General features: G+C 72.5%; 24 protein-coding genes. 8 read left to right on the top strand and 16 right to left on the bottom strand.

Annotated elements, in window-relative coordinates; genetic code table 11:
- Positions 1-126 precede the first annotated feature (126 nt).
- Both ACZ53K_RS17815 and ACZ53K_RS17810 read right to left on the bottom strand, forming a co-directional pair.
- Complete coding sequence (locus tag ACZ53K_RS17815; RefSeq protein WP_468837040.1) at positions 127-1,401, bottom strand: L,D-transpeptidase; 1,275 nt, start codon at positions 1,399-1,401, stop codon at positions 127-129.
- Positions 1,386-2,699 (bottom strand): CaiB/BaiF CoA transferase family protein, encoded by a 1,314-nt coding sequence (locus tag ACZ53K_RS17810; RefSeq protein ID WP_468837038.1) that lies wholly within the window; start codon positions 2,697-2,699, stop codon positions 1,386-1,388. Before ACZ53K_RS17810 ends, ACZ53K_RS17815 begins: the two co-directional genes overlap by 16 nt.
- Before the next feature lie 297 nt (positions 2,700-2,996).
- On the opposite strand from ACZ53K_RS17810, the gene ACZ53K_RS17805 reads away from it, so the two are divergent.
- Complete coding sequence (locus tag ACZ53K_RS17805; RefSeq protein WP_468837036.1) at positions 2,997-3,317, top strand: hypothetical protein; 321 nt, start codon at positions 2,997-2,999, stop codon at positions 3,315-3,317.
- A gap of 30 nt (positions 3,318-3,347) precedes the next feature.
- Here ACZ53K_RS17805 and ACZ53K_RS17800 read toward each other — a convergent pair whose 3' ends face one another.
- The 4 genes from ACZ53K_RS17800 to ACZ53K_RS17785 all read right to left on the bottom strand — a co-directional run bounded on the left by ACZ53K_RS17800 (position 3,348) and on the right by ACZ53K_RS17785 (position 7,650).
- On the bottom strand, positions 3,348-3,971 hold the full coding sequence (locus tag ACZ53K_RS17800; protein WP_468837033.1) for a YIP1 family protein: 624 nt from the start codon (positions 3,969-3,971) through the stop codon (positions 3,348-3,350).
- Positions 3,972-3,993: 22 nt separating this feature from the next.
- Positions 3,994-5,205 carry a P1 family peptidase gene (locus tag ACZ53K_RS17795; protein ID WP_468837030.1) on the bottom strand — a complete coding sequence of 404 codons (1,212 nt, stop codon included), beginning with the start codon at positions 5,203-5,205 and terminating at the stop codon, positions 3,994-3,996.
- A gap of 118 nt (positions 5,206-5,323) precedes the next feature.
- Positions 5,324-6,094: a L,D-transpeptidase family protein gene (locus tag ACZ53K_RS17790; protein WP_468837027.1), complete on the bottom strand. Its 771-nt coding sequence runs from the start codon at positions 6,092-6,094 to the stop codon at positions 5,324-5,326.
- 404 nt (positions 6,095-6,498) lie between these two features.
- The gene (locus ACZ53K_RS17785; protein ID WP_468837025.1) at positions 6,499-7,650 is read right to left on the bottom strand and encodes a low temperature requirement protein A; all 1,152 of its coding nucleotides are present in this window, start codon (positions 7,648-7,650) and stop codon (positions 6,499-6,501) included.
- 516 nt (positions 7,651-8,166) lie between these two features.
- Between ACZ53K_RS17785 and ACZ53K_RS17780 the strand changes: the two genes are divergently transcribed.
- Entirely contained in the window at positions 8,167-9,414 is a 1,248-nt protein-coding gene (locus ACZ53K_RS17780) for an amidohydrolase (protein WP_468837022.1), read from the top strand.
- Between the two features lie 27 nt (positions 9,415-9,441).
- On the opposite strand, the gene ACZ53K_RS17775 is transcribed toward ACZ53K_RS17780, so the two are convergent.
- Positions 9,442-10,017 carry a TetR/AcrR family transcriptional regulator gene (locus tag ACZ53K_RS17775; protein WP_468837020.1) on the bottom strand — a complete coding sequence of 192 codons (576 nt, stop codon included), beginning with the start codon at positions 10,015-10,017 and terminating at the stop codon, positions 9,442-9,444.
- 70 nt (positions 10,018-10,087) lie between these two features.
- Between ACZ53K_RS17775 and ACZ53K_RS17770 the strand changes: the two genes are divergently transcribed.
- The 3 genes from ACZ53K_RS17770 (at position 10,088) to ACZ53K_RS17760 (ending at position 12,649) form a co-directional block, all read left to right on the top strand.
- Positions 10,088-10,681, top strand: coding sequence for a dihydrofolate reductase family protein (locus ACZ53K_RS17770; RefSeq protein ID WP_468837017.1), 594 nt, complete (start codon positions 10,088-10,090; stop codon positions 10,679-10,681).
- Between the two features lie 99 nt (positions 10,682-10,780).
- The gene (locus ACZ53K_RS17765) at positions 10,781-11,935 is read left to right on the top strand and encodes a MerR family transcriptional regulator (RefSeq protein WP_468837059.1); all 1,155 of its coding nucleotides are present in this window, start codon (positions 10,781-10,783) and stop codon (positions 11,933-11,935) included.
- A gap of 66 nt (positions 11,936-12,001) precedes the next feature.
- Positions 12,002-12,649 (top strand): TetR/AcrR family transcriptional regulator, encoded by a 648-nt coding sequence (locus tag ACZ53K_RS17760; RefSeq protein WP_468837015.1) that lies wholly within the window; start codon positions 12,002-12,004, stop codon positions 12,647-12,649.
- A gap of 52 nt (positions 12,650-12,701) precedes the next feature.
- Here ACZ53K_RS17760 and ACZ53K_RS17755 read toward each other — a convergent pair whose 3' ends face one another.
- The 3 genes from ACZ53K_RS17755 to ACZ53K_RS17745 form a co-directional block, all read right to left on the bottom strand.
- Positions 12,702-13,907: an NAD(P)/FAD-dependent oxidoreductase gene (locus ACZ53K_RS17755; RefSeq protein ID WP_468837012.1), complete on the bottom strand. Its 1,206-nt coding sequence runs from the start codon at positions 13,905-13,907 to the stop codon at positions 12,702-12,704.
- Positions 13,908-13,987: 80 nt separating this feature from the next.
- On the bottom strand, positions 13,988-14,863 hold the full coding sequence (locus ACZ53K_RS17750) for a sulfite exporter TauE/SafE family protein (RefSeq protein ID WP_468837009.1): 876 nt from the start codon (positions 14,861-14,863) through the stop codon (positions 13,988-13,990).
- A 76-nt stretch (positions 14,864-14,939) separates the two neighbouring features.
- Positions 14,940-15,725, bottom strand: a complete 786-nt coding sequence (locus ACZ53K_RS17745) for a GntR family transcriptional regulator (RefSeq protein ID WP_468837007.1) — start codon at positions 15,723-15,725, stop codon at positions 14,940-14,942.
- 253 nt (positions 15,726-15,978) lie between these two features.
- Between ACZ53K_RS17745 and ACZ53K_RS17740 the strand changes: the two genes are divergently transcribed.
- Positions 15,979-17,364 (top strand): rhodanese-like domain-containing protein, encoded by a 1,386-nt coding sequence (locus ACZ53K_RS17740; RefSeq protein WP_468837004.1) that lies wholly within the window; start codon positions 15,979-15,981, stop codon positions 17,362-17,364.
- A gap of 73 nt (positions 17,365-17,437) precedes the next feature.
- Here the strand turns inward: ACZ53K_RS17740 and ACZ53K_RS17735 are convergent, their stop codons facing one another.
- The gene (locus tag ACZ53K_RS17735) at positions 17,438-18,739 is read right to left on the bottom strand and encodes an MFS transporter (RefSeq protein ID WP_468837001.1); all 1,302 of its coding nucleotides are present in this window, start codon (positions 18,737-18,739) and stop codon (positions 17,438-17,440) included.
- A 347-nt stretch (positions 18,740-19,086) separates the two neighbouring features.
- Between ACZ53K_RS17735 and ACZ53K_RS17730 the strand changes: the two genes are divergently transcribed.
- Positions 19,087-19,602: an AMP-binding protein gene (locus tag ACZ53K_RS17730; RefSeq protein ID WP_468836999.1), complete on the top strand. Its 516-nt coding sequence runs from the start codon at positions 19,087-19,089 to the stop codon at positions 19,600-19,602.
- Positions 19,603-19,609: 7 nt separating this feature from the next.
- On the opposite strand, the gene ACZ53K_RS17725 is transcribed toward ACZ53K_RS17730, so the two are convergent.
- Entirely contained in the window at positions 19,610-20,020 is a 411-nt protein-coding gene (locus ACZ53K_RS17725) for a recombinase family protein (RefSeq protein WP_468836996.1), read from the bottom strand.
- Between the two features lie 182 nt (positions 20,021-20,202).
- Positions 20,203-21,396, bottom strand: coding sequence for a helix-turn-helix domain-containing protein (locus tag ACZ53K_RS17720; RefSeq protein ID WP_468836994.1), 1,194 nt, complete (start codon positions 21,394-21,396; stop codon positions 20,203-20,205).
- Positions 21,397-21,562: 166 nt separating this feature from the next.
- Here ACZ53K_RS17720 and ACZ53K_RS17715 point away from each other — a divergent pair, with 166 nt between their 5' ends.
- On the top strand, positions 21,563-21,832 hold the full coding sequence (locus tag ACZ53K_RS17715; RefSeq protein ID WP_468836991.1) for a hypothetical protein: 270 nt from the start codon (positions 21,563-21,565) through the stop codon (positions 21,830-21,832).
- Between the two features lie 52 nt (positions 21,833-21,884).
- Here the strand turns inward: ACZ53K_RS17715 and mscL are convergent, their stop codons facing one another.
- From mscL to ACZ53K_RS17700, 3 genes are all read right to left on the bottom strand, one after another.
- Positions 21,885-22,403, bottom strand: a complete 519-nt coding sequence (gene mscL / locus ACZ53K_RS17710) for a large conductance mechanosensitive channel protein MscL (protein ID WP_468836988.1) — start codon at positions 22,401-22,403, stop codon at positions 21,885-21,887.
- A gap of 835 nt (positions 22,404-23,238) precedes the next feature.
- The gene (locus ACZ53K_RS17705; protein ID WP_468836986.1) at positions 23,239-24,072 is read right to left on the bottom strand and encodes an S-methyl-5'-thioadenosine phosphorylase; all 834 of its coding nucleotides are present in this window, start codon (positions 24,070-24,072) and stop codon (positions 23,239-23,241) included.
- Between the two features lie 114 nt (positions 24,073-24,186).
- Entirely contained in the window at positions 24,187-24,537 is a 351-nt protein-coding gene (locus ACZ53K_RS17700) for an FmdB family zinc ribbon protein (protein ID WP_468836983.1), read from the bottom strand.
- Positions 24,538-24,600: the final 63 nt, after the last annotated feature.

The raw sequence follows: 24,600 nt of genomic DNA, 5'->3' as shown, positions 1-24,600 counted from the left end.
CCCACTGACAACCACCCCCCCCCGAAAGAAGCCACCCTGACTGGGTCAGAACACAACCCCCCCCCCCCCCTTCCCCCCCCCCCCCCCCCCCCCCCCCCACCGCCATGTCGTACCAGGTGTGCGGGATCAGGCCGCGCTGCCCGCCTGCCACTCGCTCCACGACATGTTCCAGCCGTTGAGGCCGTTGTCCGGCTTCACGGTCTTGTCGGGCGAGTTCTTGACGACCACGACGTCACCGACGAGCGAGTTGTCGAAGAACCAGCTGCCGTTGGTGCTGCCGCCGCCGCCCTTGTTGTCCTGGAGGCCGACGCAGCCGTGGCTGGTGCCGGACTTGCCGAAGATCGACGGGCTGCCCCAGTAGTTGCCGTGGATGAACGTGCCGGAGCTGGACAGCCGCATGGCGTGCGGGACGTCCTTGATGTCGTACTCGCCGCCGAAGCCGACGGTGGAGCCGTCCATGCGGGTCTGCTCGAACTTCTCCGAGATGACCATCTGGCCGTTGTACGTCGGGTTCTTCGGGCTGCCGCCGGAGATCGGGATGGACTTCACGGTCTTGCCGTCGCGGACCACCGTCATGGTCTGGGTGTCCATGTCGACGGTGGAGACCTGGGAGCGGCCGATGGTGAAGGTCACCGTCTTGGACTGCACGCCGGTGATGCCCTGGCCGCCCTTGACCCCGTCCAGGTCGATCTTGAGGGTGACCTTGGAGCCGGCCTTCCAGTACTGCTCGGGGCGGAAGTCCAGGCGCCGTGCGCCGAACCAGTGCCCGACGACCTTCTGGCCGCTGCTGGAGGTCACCGTGATGTGGGACTGGACATCCTTCTTGTTGGTGATCGTCTTGTCGAAGTTGACGGACACCGGCATGCCCACGCCGACGGTCTTGCCGCCGTCGGGGGTGTAGGAGCCGATGAAGCTGTTCTTCGAGGAGACGGTGGTGAAGGTGGCGTTCTCGGTGGCCGCCCGGTCCTTGGCGTCCTTGGCGTTGGCCACCAGCTTGTACTTCGTACCGCGCTCCAGCTGCACCGACGGCTTCCAGGAGGAGCCGTCGGCGGATATCGAGCCCTTGACCTCGGCGCCGTTGTCCGCCTGCACCAGCTTGACCTCGGTCAGCTTCCCGCCACTGACCTTCACACCGGTGTCGTTGATGCTGGCGTCGGTGGCGCCGTTCTTCGACGTGACCGAGATCTTCGCCTCGGAGGCGTCCTTGGCGGCCGCGGCGTCCGCACCGGCCTGCCCCTTGCCGTCGTTGCCGCCCGCCGAGGCGTCACCGCCGCAGGCGGACAGGGCCAGGGCACCGGCGGCGAGGAGGGAGGCCGCCGCAAGACCGCGACGCAGCCGGCGCTTGGCGCGGGACGGTGCGGGCGGCGCGGTGTTGTCCGGCATTGTCACGGGCTGCTCCATGCAAGGGTGTTGTCAGTCAGTGCTGGTAAACAGCAACTACGGACGGGTTTGGTTGCACTCCCGACTTCGTTGTGACGAGCGTCACATGAGGGGGGGGGAAGGGGGGCGTCGGCCGGTCCGGACAGCCAGGCGCGCAAGGGGTCGCCGTGCTCGTCCAGAGCGGGCGGCGCGTGCGGCGGGACGACGGGTGTGGCGGTCAGCCGCAGCGGACTGCGCACCTGCGGCGTCCGGTCCGCGCCGACCGGCACGACCGGGTCCAGGCCGAGCCGTCCGGCCAGCTCCAGCGCCTCGCCGACGGTGTGGACCGGCCCGCACGGCACGGAGACCGCGGTCAGCCGCTCGGCCCAGGCCGCGGGCGTCTCGGCCGCCAGCCGCTCCTCCAGTTCCTTGACCAGTTCGGTACGGTGCCGCACCCGGTCCTGGTTGCGGGCGAAGCGCTCGTCGTCGGCGAGCCAGGGTGCGTCCAGCGCCTGCGCCAGCGCCCGGAACTGCCGGTCGTTGCCGACCGCGACGGCGAGCGGCTCACCGTCCCGGCAGGCCAGCGTCTCGTACGGGGCGATGCTCGGATGCCGGTTGCCCATCGCGCCCGGATCGCGGCCGGTGGCCAGCCGCCCGGACGCCTGGTTGACCAGCGAACCGAGCAGCGACGACAGCAGGTTGACCTCGACGTGCTGCCCCTGCCCGGTGCGGTCGCGGTGGCGCAGCGCGGCCAGGACGGCGGTGGCGGCGTCCTTGGAGGTCAGGACGTCGACGAGCGCCACGCCGGCCTTCAGGGGCGGGCCGCCCGGTTCGCCGGTGATGCTCATCAGGCCGCCGACGGCCTGCACGACGAAGTCGTAGCCCGGCAGGTGCGCGCCCTCGCCGGAGCCGAAGCCGGTGATGGAACAGTGCACCAGGCCCGGGTGGGCGGCCAGGGTGGCCGCCGGGTCCAGCCCGTAGCGGGCGAGCGCACCCGGCCGGAAGTTCTCGATCAGTACGTCGGCCCGGCGGGCCAGCTCACGGGCCGCCGCGGCGTCGCCGGGGTCGGCGAGATCCAGGGCGAGGCCGCGTTTGGAGCGGTTGGCGGCGTCGAAGTACGCGGCGGTGCCGTCGGAGGAGAAGGGCGGTCCCCAGGAGCGGGTGTCGTCGCCGGAGCCGGGCCGCTCCACCTTGATCACTTCGGCGCCCAGGTCGCCCAGCGTGGCGGCGGCCAGCGGACCGGCCAGGACCCGGCTGAAGTCGGCGACCAGGACGCCTTCCAGGGCTTTGGGAGCGACGGGCGCCTTCTGGGTGGCGCGCGGTGCGGTCGGCTGCGGCACGTGCGGACTCCTCACGTCGGGAGGGCGGGGTGCCACATGCTCGTGGACGATCTTGGGCGAGGGGAAGGGGGCGTCCGCGCACGGGCGGTGTGCGCGAAACGTGGGGAGGGCGGGCGGGAGGTGGGGAGGTGTGGGAGTGATGCGGGAGCGGTGTGGGAGTTACGTCACTTGTGGGGCGTAAGTCCGTTCAATCCCCTGACGGAAGTCCCTGACATGGTGTCTACTACTGAAGTCCGCCCCGCCGGGGCCCGCACGGGCCCGGAATCGCACCGTCGCGCACCCGACCTGGAGGACCGCATGTTCCCCTCCGTTCCGCTCCTCCAGCAGATCGGCCTGGCCATCCTGCTCACCGTCACCGTCGGGTGGGCCGTGAGCCAGGCCCGGATCGTGCGCCGGCACCGCTTCGGGAACCCGTCCGGAAACGGCCGCTTCGGGACCCCGCCAGCCAACGGCGGATTCGGCGCGACACCCGGAAACGGCACGAGACCGCTGCTGCGCGCGGTACCGCGGCAGACCGGACCGGCCGGACCACCGTCCGAACGCGTGGAGCTGAGCGCCGCCGAGCGCGAGGCCTTCGCCGGACTCGTACGGCAACTGGGCGGCAACGAGCGGCACTGAGCGGTGCCGCCCGGGGGAACGCGCCCCGCCTCAGCGCACCGGCCCCAGTTTCAGCAGCGCCAGCGAGGCCAGCATCTGCACCGCGACCGCCACCGCCGCCTTGACGGTGGACAGATGGTGCTGGCCCCGGATGAGCAGGATGGCCAGCAGATAGCCGAAGCCCCAGGTCGACCAGGCCACCGCCTGGACGAGCGTCGAGCCGTGCGGCAGCCACGTGGCCAGCACCAGCCGCGGCAGGTCGGTGACCCAGAACAGCACGATGAACAGGCTGACCGTCGGCTCGAACCGGCCGTTCCCGCCGATCGTGCGCGCTATGGCGTGGGTGACCATGCCCAGCGCGAGACTGGCGACCAGCACGCCCGCCTCGGCGATGGCCGCCAGCTCCAGTGCCTGCTGCTGGTCCGCCGGCCACTGCTTGCGGAACGCGTCCACCGACAGGATGCCGAGAGCGCCGCTGATCAGGCAGAGGAGGACGGCCGCGCTCCAGGCACTGCGGTCGCGCGCCTCGTCCATCACCTCGACGGGCCGGTACCAGAGTCCGAGGAACAGCCGGTGCCACCACAGCCGCCGCTGCCGCTTCGGCGGCGGTGGCGGGCCCGGCTTCTTCCTGGGCGATGGCTGGACGAGCGTGGGGGGAGGAGGCGGCGCGGACATATGGCCCGTTCTACCACCGGAGTCAGGAGGGCGGCTGCGACGGGTAGAGGTCACGGTACGACGGGAAGCAGCCGCCCGGAGTGTCCACCGTCTCCGCCGCCAGTACGCCCTTGACCACCGCACGGGCCAGCACATCGGCCCCCGCGGCCAGGATCTCGTTGAGGGCGCCGGCCTCGGCGAGCGCCCCGAACGCCGGGTCGGCGGCCGCCTCTTCCGGCAGCGGCGGCCGGTCACCGGTGGCGAGCGCGAAGACCGTGTCGCCGTCGGTCAGCAGATGCGCCGGGCGTACGGCGCGGGCCAGCCCGTCGTGAGCGGTGCCCGCCAGCTTCTGGGCCTGGGCGCGGGTCAGCACCGCGTCGGTCGCGACGACGGCGAGGGTGGTGTTCAGCGGCGGGTGCACGGAAGCGGCCGAACGTCGCTCGGAAGCGGTACGGGCCTCGGCGAGGCGACGTCGCGCGTCGGCGTGCGCGCCGGGGGAAGGCAGACCGGCGCCGCCCTCGGAGGCCGCCCGCGCCAACTCCTCGCACACGTCCCCGTACTGCCCGTACAGCACACCGGTACGCGGGTCGACCACAGCCCCCGCCGCGTTGACGGCCGCCAGCGCGGCGACCGTGATGCCCGAGGGCAGGACCAGGCTCGCGGTGCCGATGCCGCCCTTGACGCCGCCGGCCACCGCGCCCGTACCGGCACCGGTGTTGCCCTGCCGGACGGGCGCGTTCAGCTCCGCTGCCGCGGCGTCCTCGATGGCGGCGCGCCCCAGCGCGGCGTCCGGGCGCGCGTGCCAGTTCCCGCCACGCCCCAGGTCGAACAGGGCCGCGGCCGGTACGACGGGGACCACCTGCGCCGGGTCGGGGCCGACGCGGAAACCGCGCCCCTGCTCCGCCAGCCAGGCCACTGCCCCTGAGGCGGCGTCCAGGCCGAAGGCGCTGCCGCCGGTGAGGACCACCGCCTCGATGCGCTGGACCAGGTTGCGCGGGTCCAGGGCGTCCGTCTCGCGGGTGCCGGGGCCGCCGCCGCGTACGTCCACGGCGGCGATGACGCCGCCCTCGGGCGTCAGGACGACGGTGGTGCCCGTCAGGCACCCGTCGCCGAGGCGCTGTGCGTGCCCGACCCGGAGCCCGGTGACGTCGGTCAACGCGTCACGGGGGCCGGGACGTTGCGGGGTTTCCCCGGGGGCGAAGGCGGTGGCGCGGGGGGCGGCTTCGTCGAGCGAGTGCTGAGCGTCGTCGGCCATGGCACATGCGTACCACGGGTGATGCGGGGGCGGTAAGAGCTGTCTTGGCCGGTGCGGCGGGCCTGGCGGGTGTGGCCCGTACCGGCGGTGCGGCCGTCCCGGTCGGCGGCGCCCGGTGTCAGTGGCCCGCCGGGCCCATCACGATGACCGGGTGCTGGGCCGGGTCCAGCGTCCGCAGCAGTTCCTGCATCACCTCGGGCTTGAGGCTGATGCAGCCCTGGGTGGGGCCGTTGTGGTCGACATGCAGCCAGACGCCGCCGCCCTTGGCCGCGCCCTGCGGGCGGCGCTGGTCCAGGGGCGAGGAGCCCTTGACGCGGTTGTAGTCGATGGCGATGACGTAGTCGAAGGCGCCGCCCAGCGGCTCGCCCTCGACGCCGGTGCCGTGCGCGACGAAGCTGTCGTTCCGGTCGTACGGCAGCTTGGTGCCCTCGGGCGGTGCGAACTTGCCGCCCGCGTCGCTGAGCGTGAACACGCCCTGCGGCGAACGCAGGTCGCCGTAATGGTGGTCCTTGGTCCAGCCCCGGGACGCGTTGTGCGCGGCCCACCGGGCGCCGGGCCGCCAGTCGTCGGAGTTCTCGGCGCGGGTGTAGAGCACGACGGAGGAGTCGTGCTGGTCCGCACCCTGCCCCGTGACGACCAGGACCTGCCGGGACTCGGCCGGGATCTGCTTGCGGGTGGCGTCGCTCAGGTCCGGGATCGCGCGCGGCGCCGGCGCGGCGGTACCGCCGGTGACGTGCAGCGCGGGGGTGTCCGGGGCCGAGGGGGCCGGCCGGGCCTGGTCGGCGCGGTGGCCGTCGTGGTCGTCGCCGGAGGCGGGCCAGGCCCACAGCGCGGTGCCCACGAGCGTGGTCAGGGCGAGGCCGCTCACGGCCTTGCCGCGACGGGTCATCCTTATTCGCGTACCGCTTGGCTGGGCGTGGCGGGCAGCCATGTCGTGGCGTCTCCTCGCCCGTCGGCTCCGGGCCGGTGGGCTGTCGTAGGTATAAATCGGGCAATCTGCACCCTACACCGTTCGGGGAAACAGTCGGCACCGGTCCTGGCGGTCTTCATGCGCCGCGAGAGGCCAATGGCCGAAAGGTGCAGGACCTTTGGCCGGAAGCATGGGTTCCGTGGGTCTGCCCGGACACGATACGAACGGCCTGACGCGTGGGGCCCACGGCCCCGTGTGAGGTGGTGAGCACCGTATGTGGCGGCTGGTCAGCTGCGGCGGCGGGTCGGCTGCGGCGGTGGTTCGGCTCGCCGGAGCCCGTCCCGGCGCACGGTCAGCTCGCCGGAGACCGCCCCCGCGCGCGGTCAGCTCCCCAATGCCTGCCCCTGGCGCGCGGTCAGCGTCGCTCCCACCGCCACCGTCAGCGACGCCACCAGCCCGGTCAGCAGCACCGCGCCATGACCCGCGAACGTACAGGCCAGCACCAGAACGGACGACACCGGCAACACCAGTTGCTGGGCCGGGCCGCGCTTCTGATGGCGGGAGTGGATCAGCCACACGGTGAACATGAACAGCGCGCCGGGCACGGTGACGCACGCCGACGCCGCGAACTCCGAGATGTGCGCCTTGCCAACCGACTCCTCCACCGCCACCTCGATCCCCGCGCCGATCGCCGCCGCCGAGCCGAAGACCAGGTAGTGCCCGTAGCCCCAGACGAACGCCTGCCGGTTGGAGGCGAGGTGCAGGTGGATCGGGACCGCGAAGTAGATCCAGTACGCGGCGAAGATCAGCAGCAGGCCACCCGCCGCGATGGGCAGCAGGCCGCCCAGCGCTTCCTGCTCGTCCACCGCGGACTGCACGGCCACTGTTGCGGCGGCGACCGTCTCACCGAGCATGATGATGACGAACAGGCCGTACCGCTCCGCGATGTGGTGCGGATGCCAGGCCGTCTGATGGCCGCGCTCGGCCAGCGTGGGTACGGCCATCTCCGCGACCGCCAGCGCCAGGAACACCCACGGCCGTACGGACTCCGGCGTCAGCAGCAGGGCCAGCCAGCCGAACTGGCACAGCGTCACCCCGCCGGCGTAGCGCAGCGCGGTGGTCCGCTCGGGACCGGTACTGCCGTGCGCGGCCCGCAGCCACTGCGCCACCAGCGCGAGCCGCATCACCAGGTAGCCGGACCAGACCACCACGAAGTCACCGTCGAACGCGCGCGGCACCCCCGCCGCCAGAATCAGCACGCCCGCCATCTGTACGAGCGTCACCACCCGGTACAGCGCGTCATCCGTGTCGTACGCGGACGAAAACCACGAAAAGTTGACCCAGGCCCACCACATGGCGAAGAAAAGCATCAGATAACCCGGGATGCCGTGCCCGGGATGCCCTTCGGCGAGGGCGTGCACGAGCTGCCGCCCGGCCTGGGCGGCGGCCACGACGAAACACAGGTCGAAGAAGAGCTCCAGCGGGGTGGCCGCGCGGTGACCCTCGGACCGGCCGCGCTCCTTCATGCGGGCCATCACGGGCGGCCCGCCCGCGCGGCCCGGCCGCTCACACAGGCGCGACGCTCATGGCCCGCCCAGCTCACCTGGCCCGTCCCGCTCACCTGGCCCACCTGACTCATCCGGCGCTCCTTGCTCCTGTACCGCGTCGAGGGCTGCGCCTCAGTACAACCCGCCCGGCCCGCCGGCCGCCACGGGACGCGCGGAGACCCCGCCGGTCGGGGGACGGCGGAGAGTGGCCGGGAGCGGCGGGGCGTTACGGGACGGGGGAGTGTTGCGAGGCGGCGGAGTGCGCGCCCCACTTGGCGACGTAACCGGCCCCGTGCCTGCGGTTCCGGTTCCTGTCCCCGTTCCGGGAAGGGAACTCCTCGCACGTAACGCACGTTCTCCCTAAAGCATTTACGTGGAAAGGAGATGCCTCGTGCAGCAGTCGGCCCGCCGCGCCCCGGCGGCACCCGCGAAGGTGGCGTTTTCGGCCCGTCGCGACCGGTCCTGGCCTCGCCCGGGCGTCCGTTACATGATCAAATGCTACGTATGAGCGATAGCGCGCGCGACACCGTACTGGCCCCGCTCGACGCCCGCATGGCGGACCTCGAATCCCTCTACGAAGACCTCCACCGCCACCCCGAACTGGGCTTCCAGGAGAACCGCACCGCCGCCGAAGCGGCCCGCCGCCTGACCTCGTACGGCTACGAGGTCACCACCGGCGTCGGCCGTACGGGCGTGGTCGGCGTGCTGCGCAACGGCCCCGGGCCGGTCGTCCTGCTGCGGGCCGACATGGACGCCCTGCCCGTCACCGAGCGCAGCGGCCTGCCGTACGCCTCCGCCGTGCCCGGCGTCATGCACGCCTGCGGCCACGATGTGCACGTCACCTGCCTGGCAGGAGCCGCCGATCTGTTGGCTGCGGGCCGGGAGCACTGGTCCGGCACCCTGGTCGTGCTCTTCCAGCCCGCCGAGGAAGTCGGCGACGGTGCCCGGGCGATGATCGAGGACGGGTTGTTCGGCGGGGCGGCGGTGCCCACTCCCGACGTCATGCTCGCCCAGCACGTCGCGCCGCTCGGCGCGGGCCTGATCTCGTACGCGCCCGGGGCCTGTATGGCCGCCTCGGACAGCCTGAAGATCACCTTCCATGGCACCGGCGGCCACGGCTCCCGCCCGGAGACCGCCGTCGACCCGATCGTGATGGCCGCCGCCTTCGTCCAGCGGCTGCAGTCCGTCGTCGCCCGGGAGATCGCGCCCAAGGACCGTGCCGTCGTCACCGTCGGCTCCTTCCAGGCCGGGGACGCCCCCAATGTCATCCCCGACCAGGCGGTGGTGCAGCTCAGCGTCCGCACCTTCGACGAGGATGTGCGCGCCCGGGTGCTGGCGGCCGTCGACCGGATCGCCAAGGCCGAGGCCACCGCCTCCGACGCGCCGCGCGAGCCGGAGACCGAGGTGCTGAACACCTTCCCGGTCACCCGCAACGACGACCGGACGCTGGCCCGGGTCAACGCCGCCTTCACCGACCACTTCGGCGCCCAGCGGCTGTTCGGCTACGAACCGGCGGCCGGCAGCGAGGACGCCGGCCTGATCGCCACAGCCGCCGACGCGCCGCTTTACTACTGGTGGCTCGGCGGCTGGGACCCCGACGAGTTCCGCGCCGCCATGTCCTCCGGTCGCCTCGCCCAGGACATCCCCTCCAACCACTCACCGCACTTCGCACCGGTCAAGCAGCCCACCCTGACCATGGGCGTCGAGGCCCTCACCGTCGCGGCCTTGAGCCACTTGGAGCCGGGACGGTGAGCCGTGGTCCCGGCCGTACGGCGGCGGTCAGGGCGCCACGATGCGGTCGACGGCGGCGTGGACGAGTGCGTCCCGCTCGGCGTCCGAGAACACTCCGGGGAGCGTGAGCTGTTCGACGATGAGCCAGTTGAACGCCAGGTACAGCAGCCGGACGGCGGTCGCGTCGCCGGGGAGGCCGGATTCCGCGTGGTAGGCCACGTTGGCGTCGATGTCGGCGCGGACGCGTTCGGTCAGCAGTGCGCGCAGTGCGGGGCGCCGGGTGGCTTCGAGGCGTAGTTCCAGCAGCGCCAGGTAGCCGGCGCGGAACGCGCTGATCCGGCCGACCAGCTCGCGCATCAGCATCGCGTACGTCTCCCGGTCCGGCGGGCCCGACCGCTGCCGCGCGACCGTCTCCTCGTCGGGCTGGAGCCGTTCGTAGACCCGTGCGCCCGCCTGCGTGAGCAGGTCGTCGCGGTTGGCGAAGTAGTTGGAGGCCGTGCCGGCGGGGACGGCGGCCTCGGTGTCCACCGCGCGGAAGGTCAGCCCTCGTGCGCCGTCCTTGGCCAGCACCTCGATCGCGGCGTCGACGAGGGCGGCCCTGCGTTCGTCGTTCCTGCGGACCATTGACACCACTCCATTCGTAGTACTACGTTCTGGCCGCTTCAGTTAGAGCACTATGAATGGAGTTGTTTATATGCGCAAGCTTGTGTACTACGTAGCCGTGTCCCTGGACGGCCGTATCGCGGGCCCCGGCGGGGAGTACGACTTCTATCCGGCGGGCGACGAGGAGCAGGCCGCCGTCTACGGAGCCTGGGTCAACGCGCGCTACCCGGAGTTCGTCCCCACCGCGATGCGCGCCGCCCTCGGCCTCGCCGATGCGCCCAACCAGCGCTTCGACACCGTGCTGATGGGACTCGGCAGCTACCGTCCCGCGCTGGACATGGGCATCACCAGCCCGTACGCGCACCTGCGCCAGTACGTCGTGTCGAGCACGCTCGCACCCGAGACCGACCCCGCCGTGACCGTGGTCCGCGCGAGCCCGCTCGGGCTGGTCCGTGACCTGAAGGGGGAACGGGACCGGGAGCGGGACATCTGGCTGTGCGGCGGCGGACGGCTCGCGGGCGCGCTGCTGCCCGAGATCGACGAGCTGATCATCAAGAGCTATCCGGTGGTCGCGGGGGCCGGGATTCCGGTGTTCGACGGGGCCTTCGACCCAACGGTCTTCGAGGTGACCGACCGTGTGTCGTTCGACAATGGTGTGACGGTGACGCACTTCGCCCGGAGTTGAGCGGGCGGCCCTCCTTGACCTTGCCCTTGGGGGAAGACACAGCCTCGGGACTGCGGGGGGGCCTCCCCGTACGAGGAGGGCAGGGCGGTGGGCGGAGACATGGGACCGGGGTCGGGGCCCGGCAACGCGGCCGGTGAGGACGCCGGACGGCTGCTGGGCATCGGAGCATTCGCCAGGGCGGCGCGGCTCTCGCCGAAGGCGCTGCGGCTCTACGACGAACTGGGGCTGCTGCCGCCCGCACAGGTCGACCCCGCCAACGGCTACCGGCGCTACGCGCCCGCCCAGTTGGAGCGCGCCCGGCTGGTCGCCTGGCTGCGCAGGCTCGGTATGCCGCTGGCCCGTATCCGGGACGTGTGCGAGCTGGCCCCGGGGCCGGCCGCCGAGGCGGTCTCGGCGTACTGGGCACGGGTCGAGACCGACACCGCCGCCCGCCGCGAGCTGGCGGCCTTCCTCGTCGACCACCTGAAGGGGAAGGGCACGGACATGACGAAGACATCCGCGGGAGAGCCGGGGCCCGCACGGCCGCTCGGCATCCGGTACGCGGCGCTCTCGGACACCGGGCTGGTACGGGAGAGCAACCAGGACACGGCCTACGCGGGCGACCGGCTGCTGGCCGTGGCCGACGGCTTCGGCGGGGCCGGGGCGTCCGCGGGGGCGGCGGCCGTCGAGGCGCTGCGCGGGCTGGAGAGCTTCGACGGCGGGGCGCTGCGCCCCGGCGACCTGCTCAACGTCCTGGCGGACGCGGCCGGGCAGGCGAATCGTTCCGTACGGGGTGTCGTGACGGCCGCGTCCCCGGGCCGGGACCACGCGGGCACCACCCTGACCGCCATGCTCTGGACGGGCTCCCACCTCGCCCTGGTCCACGTCGGCGACTCGCGTGCGTACCTGCTGCGCGGCGGCGAGCTGTTCCAGATCACGCACGACCACACCCACGTCCAGTCGCTCGTCGAGGAGGGCCGGCTGACGCCCGAGGAAGCCGAGTCGCACCCGCAACGCGCCCTCCTGGCTCGGGCGCTGGACGGCGCCGCGGCCTTCGAACCGGAGGTGGGCCTGCGGGAGGCGCGCCCGGGCGACCGCTATCTGCTGTGCTCCGACGGCCTGTCCGCCGTGGTGCCCTCCGACGCCGTACGCGACGTCCTCGGCGCGGCCGCCGACCCCGGCCGGGCGGTACGGGACCTGGTGGCACTGGCGCACGACGCCGGGGCGCCGGACAACGTGAGCTGTGTGGTGGCGGACGTGTCGGCGGCCACCTGACCGGGAGGTTCGCCGGTATCGTCCGTCCCACGACGTTCCCGATCCGTATCTGCCGCTGGAGCCCCGGTGAACGAACCCACCGCGCACGAGCCGGACAGGGACGAGCCGGACAGGGACGAGCCGGCCGCACACGATCCGGCCGCCGACGGGCGCCGGGCCGTGGACGACCACCGGCGGCGGGCGCTGATCGAGGCCGCTCTGCGCGTCATCGAACGGGACGGTGCGGCAGGGATCACCCACCGCACCGTCGCGCACGAGGCGGAGCTGCCCCTCTCGGCCGCCACGTCCTTCCACGAGAACGTCGACGCGCTGATGACCGCCGCGCTGACCAGCGCGATGGACCAGGATGCCGAACGGGTGCGGCAGCTCACCGCCGCGCCCGTCGACGGCCCGGGCGAGGCGGGCGCGCGCGCCGACAAGCGGCGGATGCTGGCGCGCCTGATGGCCGGGACGTCGGCGGACCGGGGGCTGCTGCTCGCCGAATTCGAGCTGTGCCTGCTCGCCGCCCGCCACCCCGAACTGCGCAGCCGGACCCGCCACCGGTCCGAAGCGCTCGCCGATTTCGCCCGCCTCTACACGCAGGACCCTTTGCGCATCGCGCTCTTCACCCGCGCCTTCGACGGGCTGCTCCTCCACGCTCTGCTGGCCGACGAGCCGCCAGCCGCCGAGGAGTTCGAGGCGGCGCTGTGGGCACTGCTGCCCGACCCCGGGTAGGTGCCCGGGCCGGGCCCTCGGCCACCGCTCCGGCCGGGCCCATGGCCACCGCTCAGGCCAACCCCTTCAACATCCCCTTGAAGTACAGCTGCGGCAGCCCGTACCGCTTCAGGAACCACATGTCCGTCCGCTCCTTCGTCGTGTCGATGAACGGGATGGAGGGCGCCGGCTCCAGGTCGTAGTCGAACTCGGCGAGCAGCATCTTGTGGCGGGCGGTGACCAAGGGGCAGGAGGTGTAACCGTCGTAGCGGGCGACGGCGGGCCGGCCGCGCAGTCCGGCGCGCAGGTTGGCGACGACGACCGGTGCCTGCTTGCGGATCGCCGCGCCGGTCTTGGACGTCGGCAGGTTCGCCACGTCACCGATCGCGAACACCTCCGGGAAGTCGGGGTGTTGCAGCGTCGCCCGGTCGGCCTTGGCGTAGCCGAAGGGGGAGGCCGGGTCGGCGAGCGGGCTGTCCGCCACCCACTGCGGCGCGCGCTGCGGCGGCACGGCGTGCAGCAGGTCGTAGTGGACCGTCTCCTTCTCGCCGGTCGCGTGGTCGACGATCTCCGCCTCCCGCGCGGCGCCGTCCACCTGCGTCAGCTCCGACTGGAGGCGCACCTCGATGCCGTACCGCCGCGCCGTCTCCTCCAGCGCCCGGTTGAAGACCGGCACCTTGAACATGGCGGGCTCGGGCAGCACCAGGATCGTACGGATACGGCCCAGCAGCCCCCGCTTGCGCCAGTGATCGGCGGCGAGGTACGCGATCTTCTGCGGCGCGCCGCCGCACTTCACCGGCCCGGACGGCATCGTGAACAGCGCCGTACCGCGCTGCATCCGCCGGATGTAGTCCCAGGTCAGCGGGGCCAGATCGGGCCGGTAGTTGCTGGACACGCCGCCATGGCCGAGGGCCTGCGCCAGGCCCGGTACGCCGTCCCAGTCCAGGCTCAGCCCGGGGGCCAGCACCAGCCGGTCGTACGAGACCGTCCGCCCCGAAGCGGTGCCCACCGTACGCGCGGCCGGGTCGACCGAGACGGCGGACTCGCGCAGCCAGCGCACACCGGGCGGCATGACCTCCGCCTCCGTACGCAGCGACGCCCGCAGGGGCGCCTGGCCGCCGCCGACCAGCGTCCACAGCGGCTGATACCAGTGCGTCTCGGAGGGCTCCAGCACCGCGATGTCGCGCAGTCCGGCGCGGCGCAGCCGGGCGGCGACGGTGATGCCCGCGGTGCCGCCGCCGATGATGACGACCTGGTGGTGCGTCGGGGCGGAAGTCATGGTTCTTTCCTCCTGGGGTCGAGGACCGGATTCGGGGGAGGGCTCGGGGCCGGCCATGAGGCCCGGTCGGCGGAGCCCGGTCATAAGCGGGGGATGCTGGTCACCGCCATAGAGACGGCCAGCACGGTGACCAGCGACGCGAACGCCGTGGACAGGGCCTGCGGCCGCAGCCGGGCGGCGAGCCGGTTGCCCAGCCAGCTGCCGAGCGCGGCACAGGCCGCGAAGACGGCCAGCAGCGGCCAGTCCAGGCCGCCCGCGCCGGCCCGGGTGGCGAACGCCGTCGCGGAGTTGACGAGGATGACGAGGAGCGACGTACCGACGGCGACCGGCATCTCCATGCCGAGGACGAGCGTCAGCGCCGGTACCACGACGAAGCCGCCGCCGACACCGAAGAACCCGGTCAGCAGGCCGACGGCGGTCGCGGTGGCGCCGATGCGCAGGGCGGAGGCCAGGCGGGCGGCGGAGGCTTTCGGGGGAGTGGGAAGAGTCGGGGGAGTGGGAAGAGTCGGGGGAATGGGGAGCGTCGGGGGCGCGGGGGCTGGACGCGTGGTGAGTGGGTGGTCAGGTGAGGTGTGCGCCTTTTCCCGGGCGCGCCAGGCCCGTACGAGCATCACCGCCGCCACCGCCAGCATCAGCCCCGCGAACGCCGTCATCAGCACCGTCGGGGCCATCGACGCGCTCCAGCGCGACCCCAGGAACGTACCGGCGGTGCCCAGCCCCCCGAAGGCCGTACCGGCCGCCCAGCGGACCCGGCCCGCGCGGGCGTGACAGGCCAGGCCGGAGGCCGCGCCGATGCCGACGACGACCAGCGCGCCCGCCGTCGCCTCGTGCGGCGACTGGTGCAGCAGATAGACCAGCGCCGGAACGGCGAGGATCGACCCGCCACCGCCGAGCGCGCCCAGCAGCAGCCCGATGGCCAGCCCGCACGGAAGCGCCGCGAAGGCTAGGAGCGGCATGACCGGCGGCGGATCGTCGCTGCTGCCGGCCGCGCCGCGTGCGTGCCCTGACCGGCAGTCATGGCAGCCACGGCAGTCATGACGGACACGAGGCGCGCGGCGCGAGTTCGACCGCACGGCTGTCGCTCGACCACTCGGCGACGAAGGTGAAACGGTCACCGCGCACGACCGTCTCGCGCCACTCCACCGGCCGTTCGCCGGAACGCCCGAGCCGCTCGATGGCGAAGGCCGGTTCCCGGTCGGCCAGCCCCAGCAGCCACGCCTGCCGGATGTCGGGCAGGAAGGGCTGAATGCGTTCCCGGCCGCCGGTGACCTTGATCCCGCAGCGCTGCTGCAACTCCCCGTACAGCGAGGTGTGCCGGAAGTCGGCGTCGAGCAGCGGCTCGGCCACCTCGGCGGGCAGGTACGTGGTGTCGTGGGCGAGCGGCTCGCCGTCCGCCAGCCGCAGCCGCTCCAGCACGATCAGCGGCGCGTCCGGCACCAGCCCGAGCTGTTCGGCGACCGGACCGTCCGCCGTCCGCTCCAGCCGCAGCACCTCGCTGCGCTGCTCCACGCCCTGGCCCTCCAGCTCGCGGAAGAGGCTGTAGAGCGAGCCGAGCGGCTGCTGTATGCGCCGGGTGTTCAGCCGGCTGGCGCGGCCGCGTTCGGCGATCACCAGACCGTCCGCGCGCAGTTTGCGCAGCGCCTCGCGGACGGTGTGCCGGCTGACCTCGTACTCCCCGGTGAGGCGGTGCTCGGCCGGGAACTCGTCGGTGAACTCACCCGCCTCCATGCGCCGCCGCAGGTCCTCGGAGAGCTGGGCCCACAGGGGCAGCGGCGAGCGCCGGTCCAGGGGACGCGGGCCCGGGGGGTGTGCGGTCATGGAGCGCCTCCGAGCGGGTGCGGGGTGTGCGGGCGGGCGGACCGGCCGGGTCGTACGGGTGGGAGGGGGTGTGTGGATGGGTCGGGGTGTGCGGGTAGGTCGGGTGTGCGGGCGGGCCGCCGCTTCCGGGGCCGGATCGTCCGAACTTGTCGCCGACAACCCCACATGCCTAATGTACGTACATCCGTGCATCCGCACAACACGCCCCCGCGTGGCCCGTGGTTGCGGGCCCGCAGGACCACGGAGGTCGACCGTGCACTTCGCGCAGTACTACCTCGACTGCCTCTCCCAGGCGTCGTACCTGATCGGCGACGAGACCACCGGACGTGCCGTCCTCGTCGACCCACGCCGCGACATCGACGACTACCTGCGCGACGCGGAGGCGGCCGGACTGCGCATCGAACTGATCATCGAGACGCACTTCCACGCCGACTTCCTCTCCGGCCACCTCGAACTGGCCCGCGCCACCGGCGCCACCATCGCCTTCGGCGAGGCCGCCGAGACCGGCTACCCGATACGGCGGCTGCGCGACGGTGAGCGGATATGTCTGGGGCCGGCCGGTTCCCCCACCCCCTCCTCCGGCGTCACCCTCACCGTCCTCGCCACCCCCGGCCACACCCCGGAATCCATCTGTCTCGTCGTCCACGAACACCCGGAAGCGCCCGAACCGTACGGCGTCCTGACCGGCGACACCCTGTTCGTCGGCGACGTGGGGCGCCCCGACCTGCTCGCCACGGCCGGCCTGACGCCGGAGGACATGGCGGGCCGCCTCTACCGTTCCCTGCACGGCAAACTGCTCGCCCTCCCGGACGCCACCCGCGTCTTCCCGGCCCACGGCGCGGGCTCGGCCTGCGGCCGCAACCTCTCCACCGAGACCACCTCCACCATCGGTGACCAGCGCCGCCTCAACTACGCGCTGCAGCCCATGCCGGAGGCCGAGTTCGTACGCCTGGTCACGGCCGGGCAGCCCGCCACCCCCGGCTACTTCGCCCACGACGCCGCCCTCAACCGCGACGGCCACCCGCTCCTGGACGCCGCGCCGCCCGCCGCGCTCACCCTCGACGAGGCGCTGGCCGCCTGCCGGGACGCCGGCGCGGTCCTCCTGGACAGCCGCCCTCTCGCCTCGTACACGGAGGCGCACTTCACCGGCTCGCTGCACATCAGCCTGGACACCCGGTTCGCCGAGTACGCGGGCAGCGTGGTGACTCCCGGCACCCCGATCGTCCTCGTCAGCGACCCGGGTACGGAGGCCGAGGCCCGCCTCCGTCTGGCCCGCATCGGCTACGACCACGTACTCGGACACGTGACGGACCCGGCCACCGAACTCACCCGGCATCCCGAACTGGTGTCGCGCACCCGCCGCCTGGCACCCGGTGAAGCCCCGGCCAGTGATGTCCAGTTGATCGACGTACGCAATCCCGCCGAGTACGAGACGGGAGCCCTGCCCGGCGCCCGTAACCTGCCCCTCGCGAGCCTCCCCAGCAGCTGCGCGACCCTGGACCCGGACCGCCCGGTCGTCCTCTACTGTCGCAGCGGCAGCCGCTCCGTCATCGCCGCCGCGCTGCTGGAGTCCCGCGGTTTCCGGGACGTACGGGACATCATCGGCGGTTACGAGGGGACCGTGTCGACCTGCGGCTGACGCACAGGACCTGCCGGGCCTGCTGGGCCTGCCGGACCTGCCCTGTCTGCCAGGCCCGCCGGACCCGCCAGGCTCACCGGCTTCGCCGGACCCGCCGGACCCGCAAGAGGAGGGCCAGACAGGCGGCCGCGCACCCGGCGGCGGTCAGGCTCATCGCGCAGCCCGGGTCCGCACCAGCGGGCGCGAGGCCCAGCCCGGCCGTCACCGTGATCGCGCACTTGGTCAGCCCGGACGCCGCGCCCGCGCGCTCCGGGGGCACCACGGCCTGCGTGGCGGTCAGGGCCAGCGCGCCTGCCATGCCCAGCGAGGCGGCCGCCACGGTGGCCGCCGACAGCAGTACGGCGAGCGCCGCGCCGCCGCTCGGCCTTGTCGCCGCCAATGCGACAGCGGCGAGGCCGAGGCAGGCGGCCATCGCGGGTTCGGCGGCGCCGGGCGGCACCCGCCCGGCCAGCGGCCCGGCCGCCGCCATCGCCACGGCCGGCACGAGGAAGGCGACCCCCGCACCCATGACCGACAGCCCCTGCACCTCCTGAAGCGCGAGCGGTACCACGAAAAGCAGCACCACGGTCGCCGCGTTGGCCACCGCGCCGGCCGAAGTGAGCGTCACATAGGGCGCGTTACGGAAGAGAGCGAGATCGAGCAACGGCGCGCGCGACCGGCGCTCGACCCGTACGAACAAGGCGCCGAACACCACCACGCCCGCCGGCCACGCCGGCCACCACACCCCCACGCTCCCGACAATCATCACCAGACAGCCGGCCACCCCGGTCCCCAACACCATCGAACTCCAGCCGCCCCTGCCCCAGCCACCCCTCGATTCCCACTCCGAAGTGCGCCGGGCACACGACATCGCCACGGCACACAGCGGCACATTGACCCAGAACACGGCCCGCCACGAAACCGTCTGAGCCAGCGCCCCGCCCACGAACGGCCCGCACGCCGTGGCCAGACCGGCCAGGCCCAAGGCGTACCCCGTCGCGACGCGCGCCCGCCCCGGCGGGAAGGAACGTGTCAGCAGAGCCAGCCCCACCGGCGTGATCAGAGCCCCACCCGTCCCTTGCGCCACACGGGCCGCCACCAGGAACGGCAACGAGGGTGCCAGCGCACACCCCGCCGACGTCCCCCCGAACAGCGCGAGCCCGATCAGCAGCAGCCGCCGCCTCCCGTACCGATCACCCAGCCGCCCGGCAGCGGGCATCAAGGACCCGGCCGCCAGCAGATACCCGCTGACCACCCACGGACCGGCGGCCGCGGAAGCATGCAGCTCCCGGCGGATCACCGGCAGCGCCATGTTCAGCGCAAAGGCATCCAACTGCACACAGAACCCACCGATAGCCACCGCCACCACGGCCCACAACCGCCACCACTCCTCCACTCGGACACCACCCGCACGACCTCCCCCTCGACTTCTCCCACGACCTCTCTCAAACACCTGACACACCGGTCCACCTCTCACGCCACGCGCGGCGGCGCGGCGCACTTCGTACGGATGAGGAAGGTGAAGGGCGGGGGATTGGGTGTGCCGGAGACGGGGCAGAGACGTGGGGGTGCCGTACGGGCACCTACGGATTCTTCCGAGCGCGTCGCCCATGGGGCACGAGAAGCGACGCCCGTCAAGGGCGCCGCGAGAAGCGGCAGCTACGTGGCACGGCCGCGGCCGTGCAGCGGACGTTCAGCAGTTGTTGATCGCTGATCTTCAGGCTGGTCCGTATGTTGCGCCGTGTGATCTCCGAGCATGAGGAAACGACCCGGGAACCGCAAGAGCCCCCGGCGTCCCCGTCCCCGATCGCCCTCACCTGGCACGGTGAGCCGGGACGTCACGAGGAGCTGACCCACATCATGCTCATGGGCCAGGCCAAGCGGGCCGCCGCGGCACTGGCCCGGCTCGGCGTCCGGGCCGGCGACCCGGTGGCCGTGCACCTGCCGCTGGTCCCGGAGTCGGTCATCGCCACGCTCGCCTGCGGCCGGCTCGACGCGGTCCGTACGACGCTGCCGGTCTACCTGACCGTCCCGGAACTCGCCGAAGCGGCCCGGGACTCCGGCGCCAAGGTGATCATCACGGCGGACGCCGCGTTCTGGGACGGCGCGGTACGCCCGGTGAAGCCCGTACTGGACCGCGCCCTGCGCCGCGACTGCTCCCACGTACGGTCCGTCCTGGTCGTGAACCGCACCAGCCGCCCGGTCTCCTGGGCAGCAGGCCGCGACCACTGGTGGCACGAAGCCCTCGCCACCCGCTGACGCCTGGTTACGTCCGGGTCCGCTGCACCGCCAGCGCGGTCGGCACCCGTACGTACCCGGCCCGCTCGTCGCTCTCCCCGAACGTCGTGACCGCGTACCCGCCCACCCGCGCAACGCGCCGCTGCAACGCGAGCCGCCCTTCGACGTCATGCGCGAACCGGTTCCAGTGATGCACGAGGCAGAACGCACGCCGCCGCCCCACCACCGCCCGCCCCAACACGGCAATCAACTTCCCCAATTCAGGCCGCTCACCACCCAACGCCTCATCCCCGAAATCCACCCACCACCCGGCAACCTCCCACCCCTGCCGCTCGGCATAGGTGCGACAACCGACGATTCGCATCTCCAACACGGCGTGCGAACGCGTGGCACAACGGTCGTAGACGAAGGCGAGCGGGGGTGTGGTGTCACCGGTCATACCTGGCTCCTGGTGGCTCTCCGAGCGGCGCCGTCTCCGCCCCGGTCCGGGAACGCGCGGGCGCCGCATCATGCGGAGCACGCTAGGCAACGACGCCATCCCGGCCCAGGGAGGCCTTGGCCCACTTCGGGTCCGGGGCAGGGCGGCAGGACCGACCCGCCGGAAGGGTGGGGCAGGGCGTCCTACCCCTCGACCCCCAACCTGTCGGCGAGCCCCAGCACCGGTGAGTCCCGTCGCCCGACGCTGCCGCGCAGTTCCGCCACCAGGCGGCGGGACGTCGAGTGGTAGCGCATCCACTCGGGGGCGTCCCGCTCGGCGTGGAGCAGGGCGCGTATCGCCGAGGTGTCGTCTTCGAGGTCATGGTGCGCCAAGGCCCGGTCGACGTGGAAGCGGGCCTGCCAGGTGGGCGGGAGGGACGCGAGGGCGGGCACTTCCCGCGCCTCGCGGACGGCGCGGTCGCTCTGCTCCATCTCCACCAGGAAATTGACCTTGGCGACACCGGCGTTGGTCGGACCGAAGGGGATGGCGTAGACGATCCGGTCCTCTCCGATCCGTTCGGCCGCCGCCGAGGCCAGCCGCAGGAGGTCGGTGACCTCGGCGTGCCGCTTCCGACGGACAGCGGCGGTGGCGGCGCGCAGCAGCAGGATGCCCCAGAGGGCGATGTCCCGGGGCGGCGAACGGAAGCCCGGTTCGATCACGTCCGCACGGGCCATCGCCACGCGTTGGGCATCGGCGAGGCGGCCCTGTTTGGTGAGCACCCAGCTCAGGGTGGATGCCGCGAGGGTCTCCAGGTGCGGGTCGTCGGAGCGGCGGACAGCCGTCATGGAACGTTCCATGGCGGTGAACGCCGCGTCCTCCTTGCCCAGTGCGGCCAGCGTCGTGGCCGCGACTTGGTAGGCGACGGCCAGTACGGAGTTGGCGGCGGCCGCCTCCGCGCCGGTGAAGGCGTGGGCGGCCGTGCGCGCGTCGCGGATCAGGCTGGGCAGCAGGACACCGATCTCGCCCATCCGCCCCTCGCGCCTGATGCCGTCCGTGGAATGGAGAGCTGCGCGCAACTGGCCGAGGGAGGGCGGATCTTCATGATCCTCCTCCCCGAGGAGGTCCGAGACCGGCGACACGGCGCGGCGCAGGGCCAGGACTGACGGGGCTTCCTGCTGAGCGGGCTGCCGGACCTCGAAGGTTTCGGGCTGGCCGACGAGGCGGGACGGCTCGGTGTCCAGGGCGGAGGCGAGCGCGTTGATGCTGGACAGTCGTGCCGTTCTGCGGCGGCCTTGTTCCAGTTTGCGGACGACATCCACCGAGAGGCCGGCCGCCTCGGCAAGCTGCTCCTGCGTCAGGCCACGGCGCAGCCGGAGCCGAGCCAGCCGATCGCCCATCCCTGCTTCGTACGCGGCGCTCATGTAGACCCCCGCCAGAAGGTGTTCCAGCAACGGTACGCCCGGGAACCCGGCACCCCGCGCACGGAGGGGAGTGTCGCTCCTTCCGCCCCCGCCCGCTGCCCGGCCGCACCGGGGTTTCTGCCACCGGCCGTACCCTGGAGGAGTGAGTACCACCCCTGATTCCCGACCCGAGGCCGACGCGGAGCCACAGGAGAGCCCGGATCCGCAGGAGAGTCCGGAGCGGCCGGAGCGAGCGGAGAGCGCGAAGCGGCCCGCGCGGGCCAAGGCGCACGCGGCGCTGATCTTCGACGACCCGCTGAGCCGGCAGTCGTCGGACGACACCGACCGAGGCTGGGGCGAGCGCCCGGCCAGCGGGGACAGTGCCGCCGACCTGGCGCGCTTCCTCGACGAAAAGCCGCCCCACCACCTCTGACCGAGGCGCCGGGGCGGCTTCGTCGCGGGACCGGAGCCCCTCACCGCTGGGCTTACTGCTGCGTCTTCTGCGTGACCACGCCCGCGCCGCCACCGGCGGACGAGCCCGTGCCCGAGCCGGACAGCGAGCCGTTGCGCTGCGCGACGAGCGCGTCGCGGATCTCCTTGAGCAGCTCGACCTCGGTCGGGTCCGCCGGGGTGTCGTCCACCGGCTTCTTGGCGTCCTGGCGTGCCTTCCACTTGTTCATCGGCAGGATCATGAGGAAGTACACGACCGCGGCGGTGATCAGGAACGTCAGGACCGCGCTGAGCACCGATCCCCACAGGATGTAGATCCCGTCGGTGAAGTCGCCCGACTTCGCATCGGTGTGGCAGGTGGTGAGGCAGGCCTTGTAATGATCGAGGTTCTGCGAGCCGAGAGCACCGACGATCGGGTTGATCACGCCCTTGACCACCGCGTTCACAATGCTCGTGAACGCGGCTCCGACCACGACGGCCACCGCGAGCTCGATCACGTTGCCGCGCATCAGGAATTCCTTGAATCCCCCGAGTACGCCCGTCTTCCCGCTCAACTGAAAGCCTCTTTCCACACTCACTACGAACCGTGCAACGAACACCGCAACCTACGGCAGGGCAGGGCACGGCTGTCCAATCCCATGACCTGAACCGGTGAGCGGACAGAGCGTCCGTACGGATCGGCGCCGCGTCACGGTCGGCCGGGGGAGAGCCTTCCCACCGGCACGCCAAACGCACCCCGCCTCTCCCGCCAGTGTCGCGCGCATATCGGGCAAAGGCCACTCGATCTTTGCCGGGCGCGGTCCGGACCGTCATGACTGCCCCCAGCCGGGCCGGCTCCCGGACGCCGGTGCGGCGCAGGCGCCCGGAGGGCCCGAGGCGCGGCCTTCGCCGCTCTGGTGGGCCGTCGCGGTCAGGGCCGCGGCAGTCATCGCCAGCCCGGCCGTCACGGTCCGCCGCCGGCGACGTACCGCCCTGCGCAGCCGGTGGCGTCCACCCGGCGCCCGTACGGGAGCGAAGTGGGCAACCTCACAGGGGGGAGGCGAGGGAAGCGGTGGGGTGGGGTCGTCGAGGGAGAGGGAGTAAGGGGAGGGGGAGGGGTCGGAGGGTGAGGGGGAGGAGGGTTGGGGCACGGTAACCACCGCCTGCGGTGCCGGAATCGGTGCGGACGAGATCCACCGTGCCGGACTTCGCCGACGCCCGCTCGGCCCTGTGGACAACGAGGGATGGGGAGTGCGGGCCGGGGAGCGCTACCCGCGGGTTGTGGAAAAAGACGTCACCCTCGCGAGGCTCATCCCGGCTCTTCCCAGCCCCTCTGGCCCTCTCGCCTCTCCTGCCGCTCTCACCTCTCCCGCCTCTCCCGCCTCCCCTCCCGCTCCGCCTCCCCGCCCTTCACGGCAGCTGGATGCCCAGGTCCCACCCCGCGTGCACGTCCGCGCACAAGCAGGTCCGCTCCGCCGTGGCCGGCAGTGCGCCCACCGCGTCGAACAGCACCTCGCGCAGCCGCCCCACGTTCCGCCCGAAGACCTCCAGCACCTCCTCGTGCGAGACGCCCTCGCCCGTCTCCGTCCCCGCGTCCAGGTCCGTGACCAGCGTCAACGACGTGTAGCAGAGGCCCAGCTCGCGGGCCAGGACCGCTTCCGGGTGGCCGGTCATGCCGACCACCGACCAGCCCTGTGCCGCGTGCCACCGCGACTCCGCGCGGGTCGAGAAGCGCGGTCCCTCGACGACGACGAGCGTGCCGCCGTCCACCGGCCCCCACGCGCGGCCCCGGGCCGCCGCCGCCACCGTCTCCCGGCCGACCGGGCAGTACGGGTCGGCGAAGGACACGTGCACGACGTTCGGCACGCTGCCGTCCGGCAGCGGCGTCCCGTCGAAGTACGTCTGTGCCCGGGCCTTCGTCCGGTCCACGATCTGGTCGGGTACGAGCAGCGTGCCCGGTCCGTACTCCGGCCGCAGCCCGCCGACCGCGCACGGGCCGAGCACCTGCCGTACGCCGACCGACCGCAGCGCCCACAGGTTGGCGCGGTAGTTGATGCCGTGCGGCGGCAGGTGGTGCCCGCGGCCGTGCCGGGGCAGGAAGGCGACGGTGCGGCCGGCCACCTCGCCGAGGAAGAGTGAGTCGCTGGGGGAGCCGTAGGGGGTGTCGATCGTGATCTCTGTCACGTCGTCCAGGAACGAGTAGAGGCCGGACCCGCCGATGACCCCGATTTCCGCGTCAGCCATGCGGTCACATTAGTGGCGGAGGGCGACGGATGGTTCCACGCCGGAACGCCGCAAGCCCCGCCGTCGTGGACGGCGGGGCTTCGAACGGCTGTGACTGCGGCTGTCAGCCGGCCGTCAGGCGGCCGAGGACTTGGGCGTCGAGCCGGCGCCCGTACCCGAGGAACTCGACGAACCGGCGGACGACTTCGGCTCGCTGCCCGAGGAGGACGAAGAGGACCCGGAGTCCGAGGACGACGAGGAACCCGACGACGAGGACGAGCTCGACGCGGGGGTGCTGCTGGACGACGAGCCGCGGCTGTCGTTCCGGTAGAACCCGGAGCCCTTGAACACGATGCCGACCGCGGAGAACACCTTCTTGAGGCGTCCGTTGCAGGCGGGGCACTCGGTGAGCGCGTCGTCGGTGAACTTCTGCACCGCCTCTAGGCCCTCGCCGCACGCGGTGCACTGATACTGGTAGGTCGGCACTGTGACTTCCTCCTGGCACTCTCACTCAATGAGTGCTAACGACGCTCCATAGTGCAGTATTCC

It is taken from the genome of Streptomyces sp. NPDC033221 (assembly GCF_055577005.1).
The sequence above is the reverse complement of the archived record's forward strand: the minus strand, read 5'-3'. Positions and strand labels throughout refer to the sequence as shown.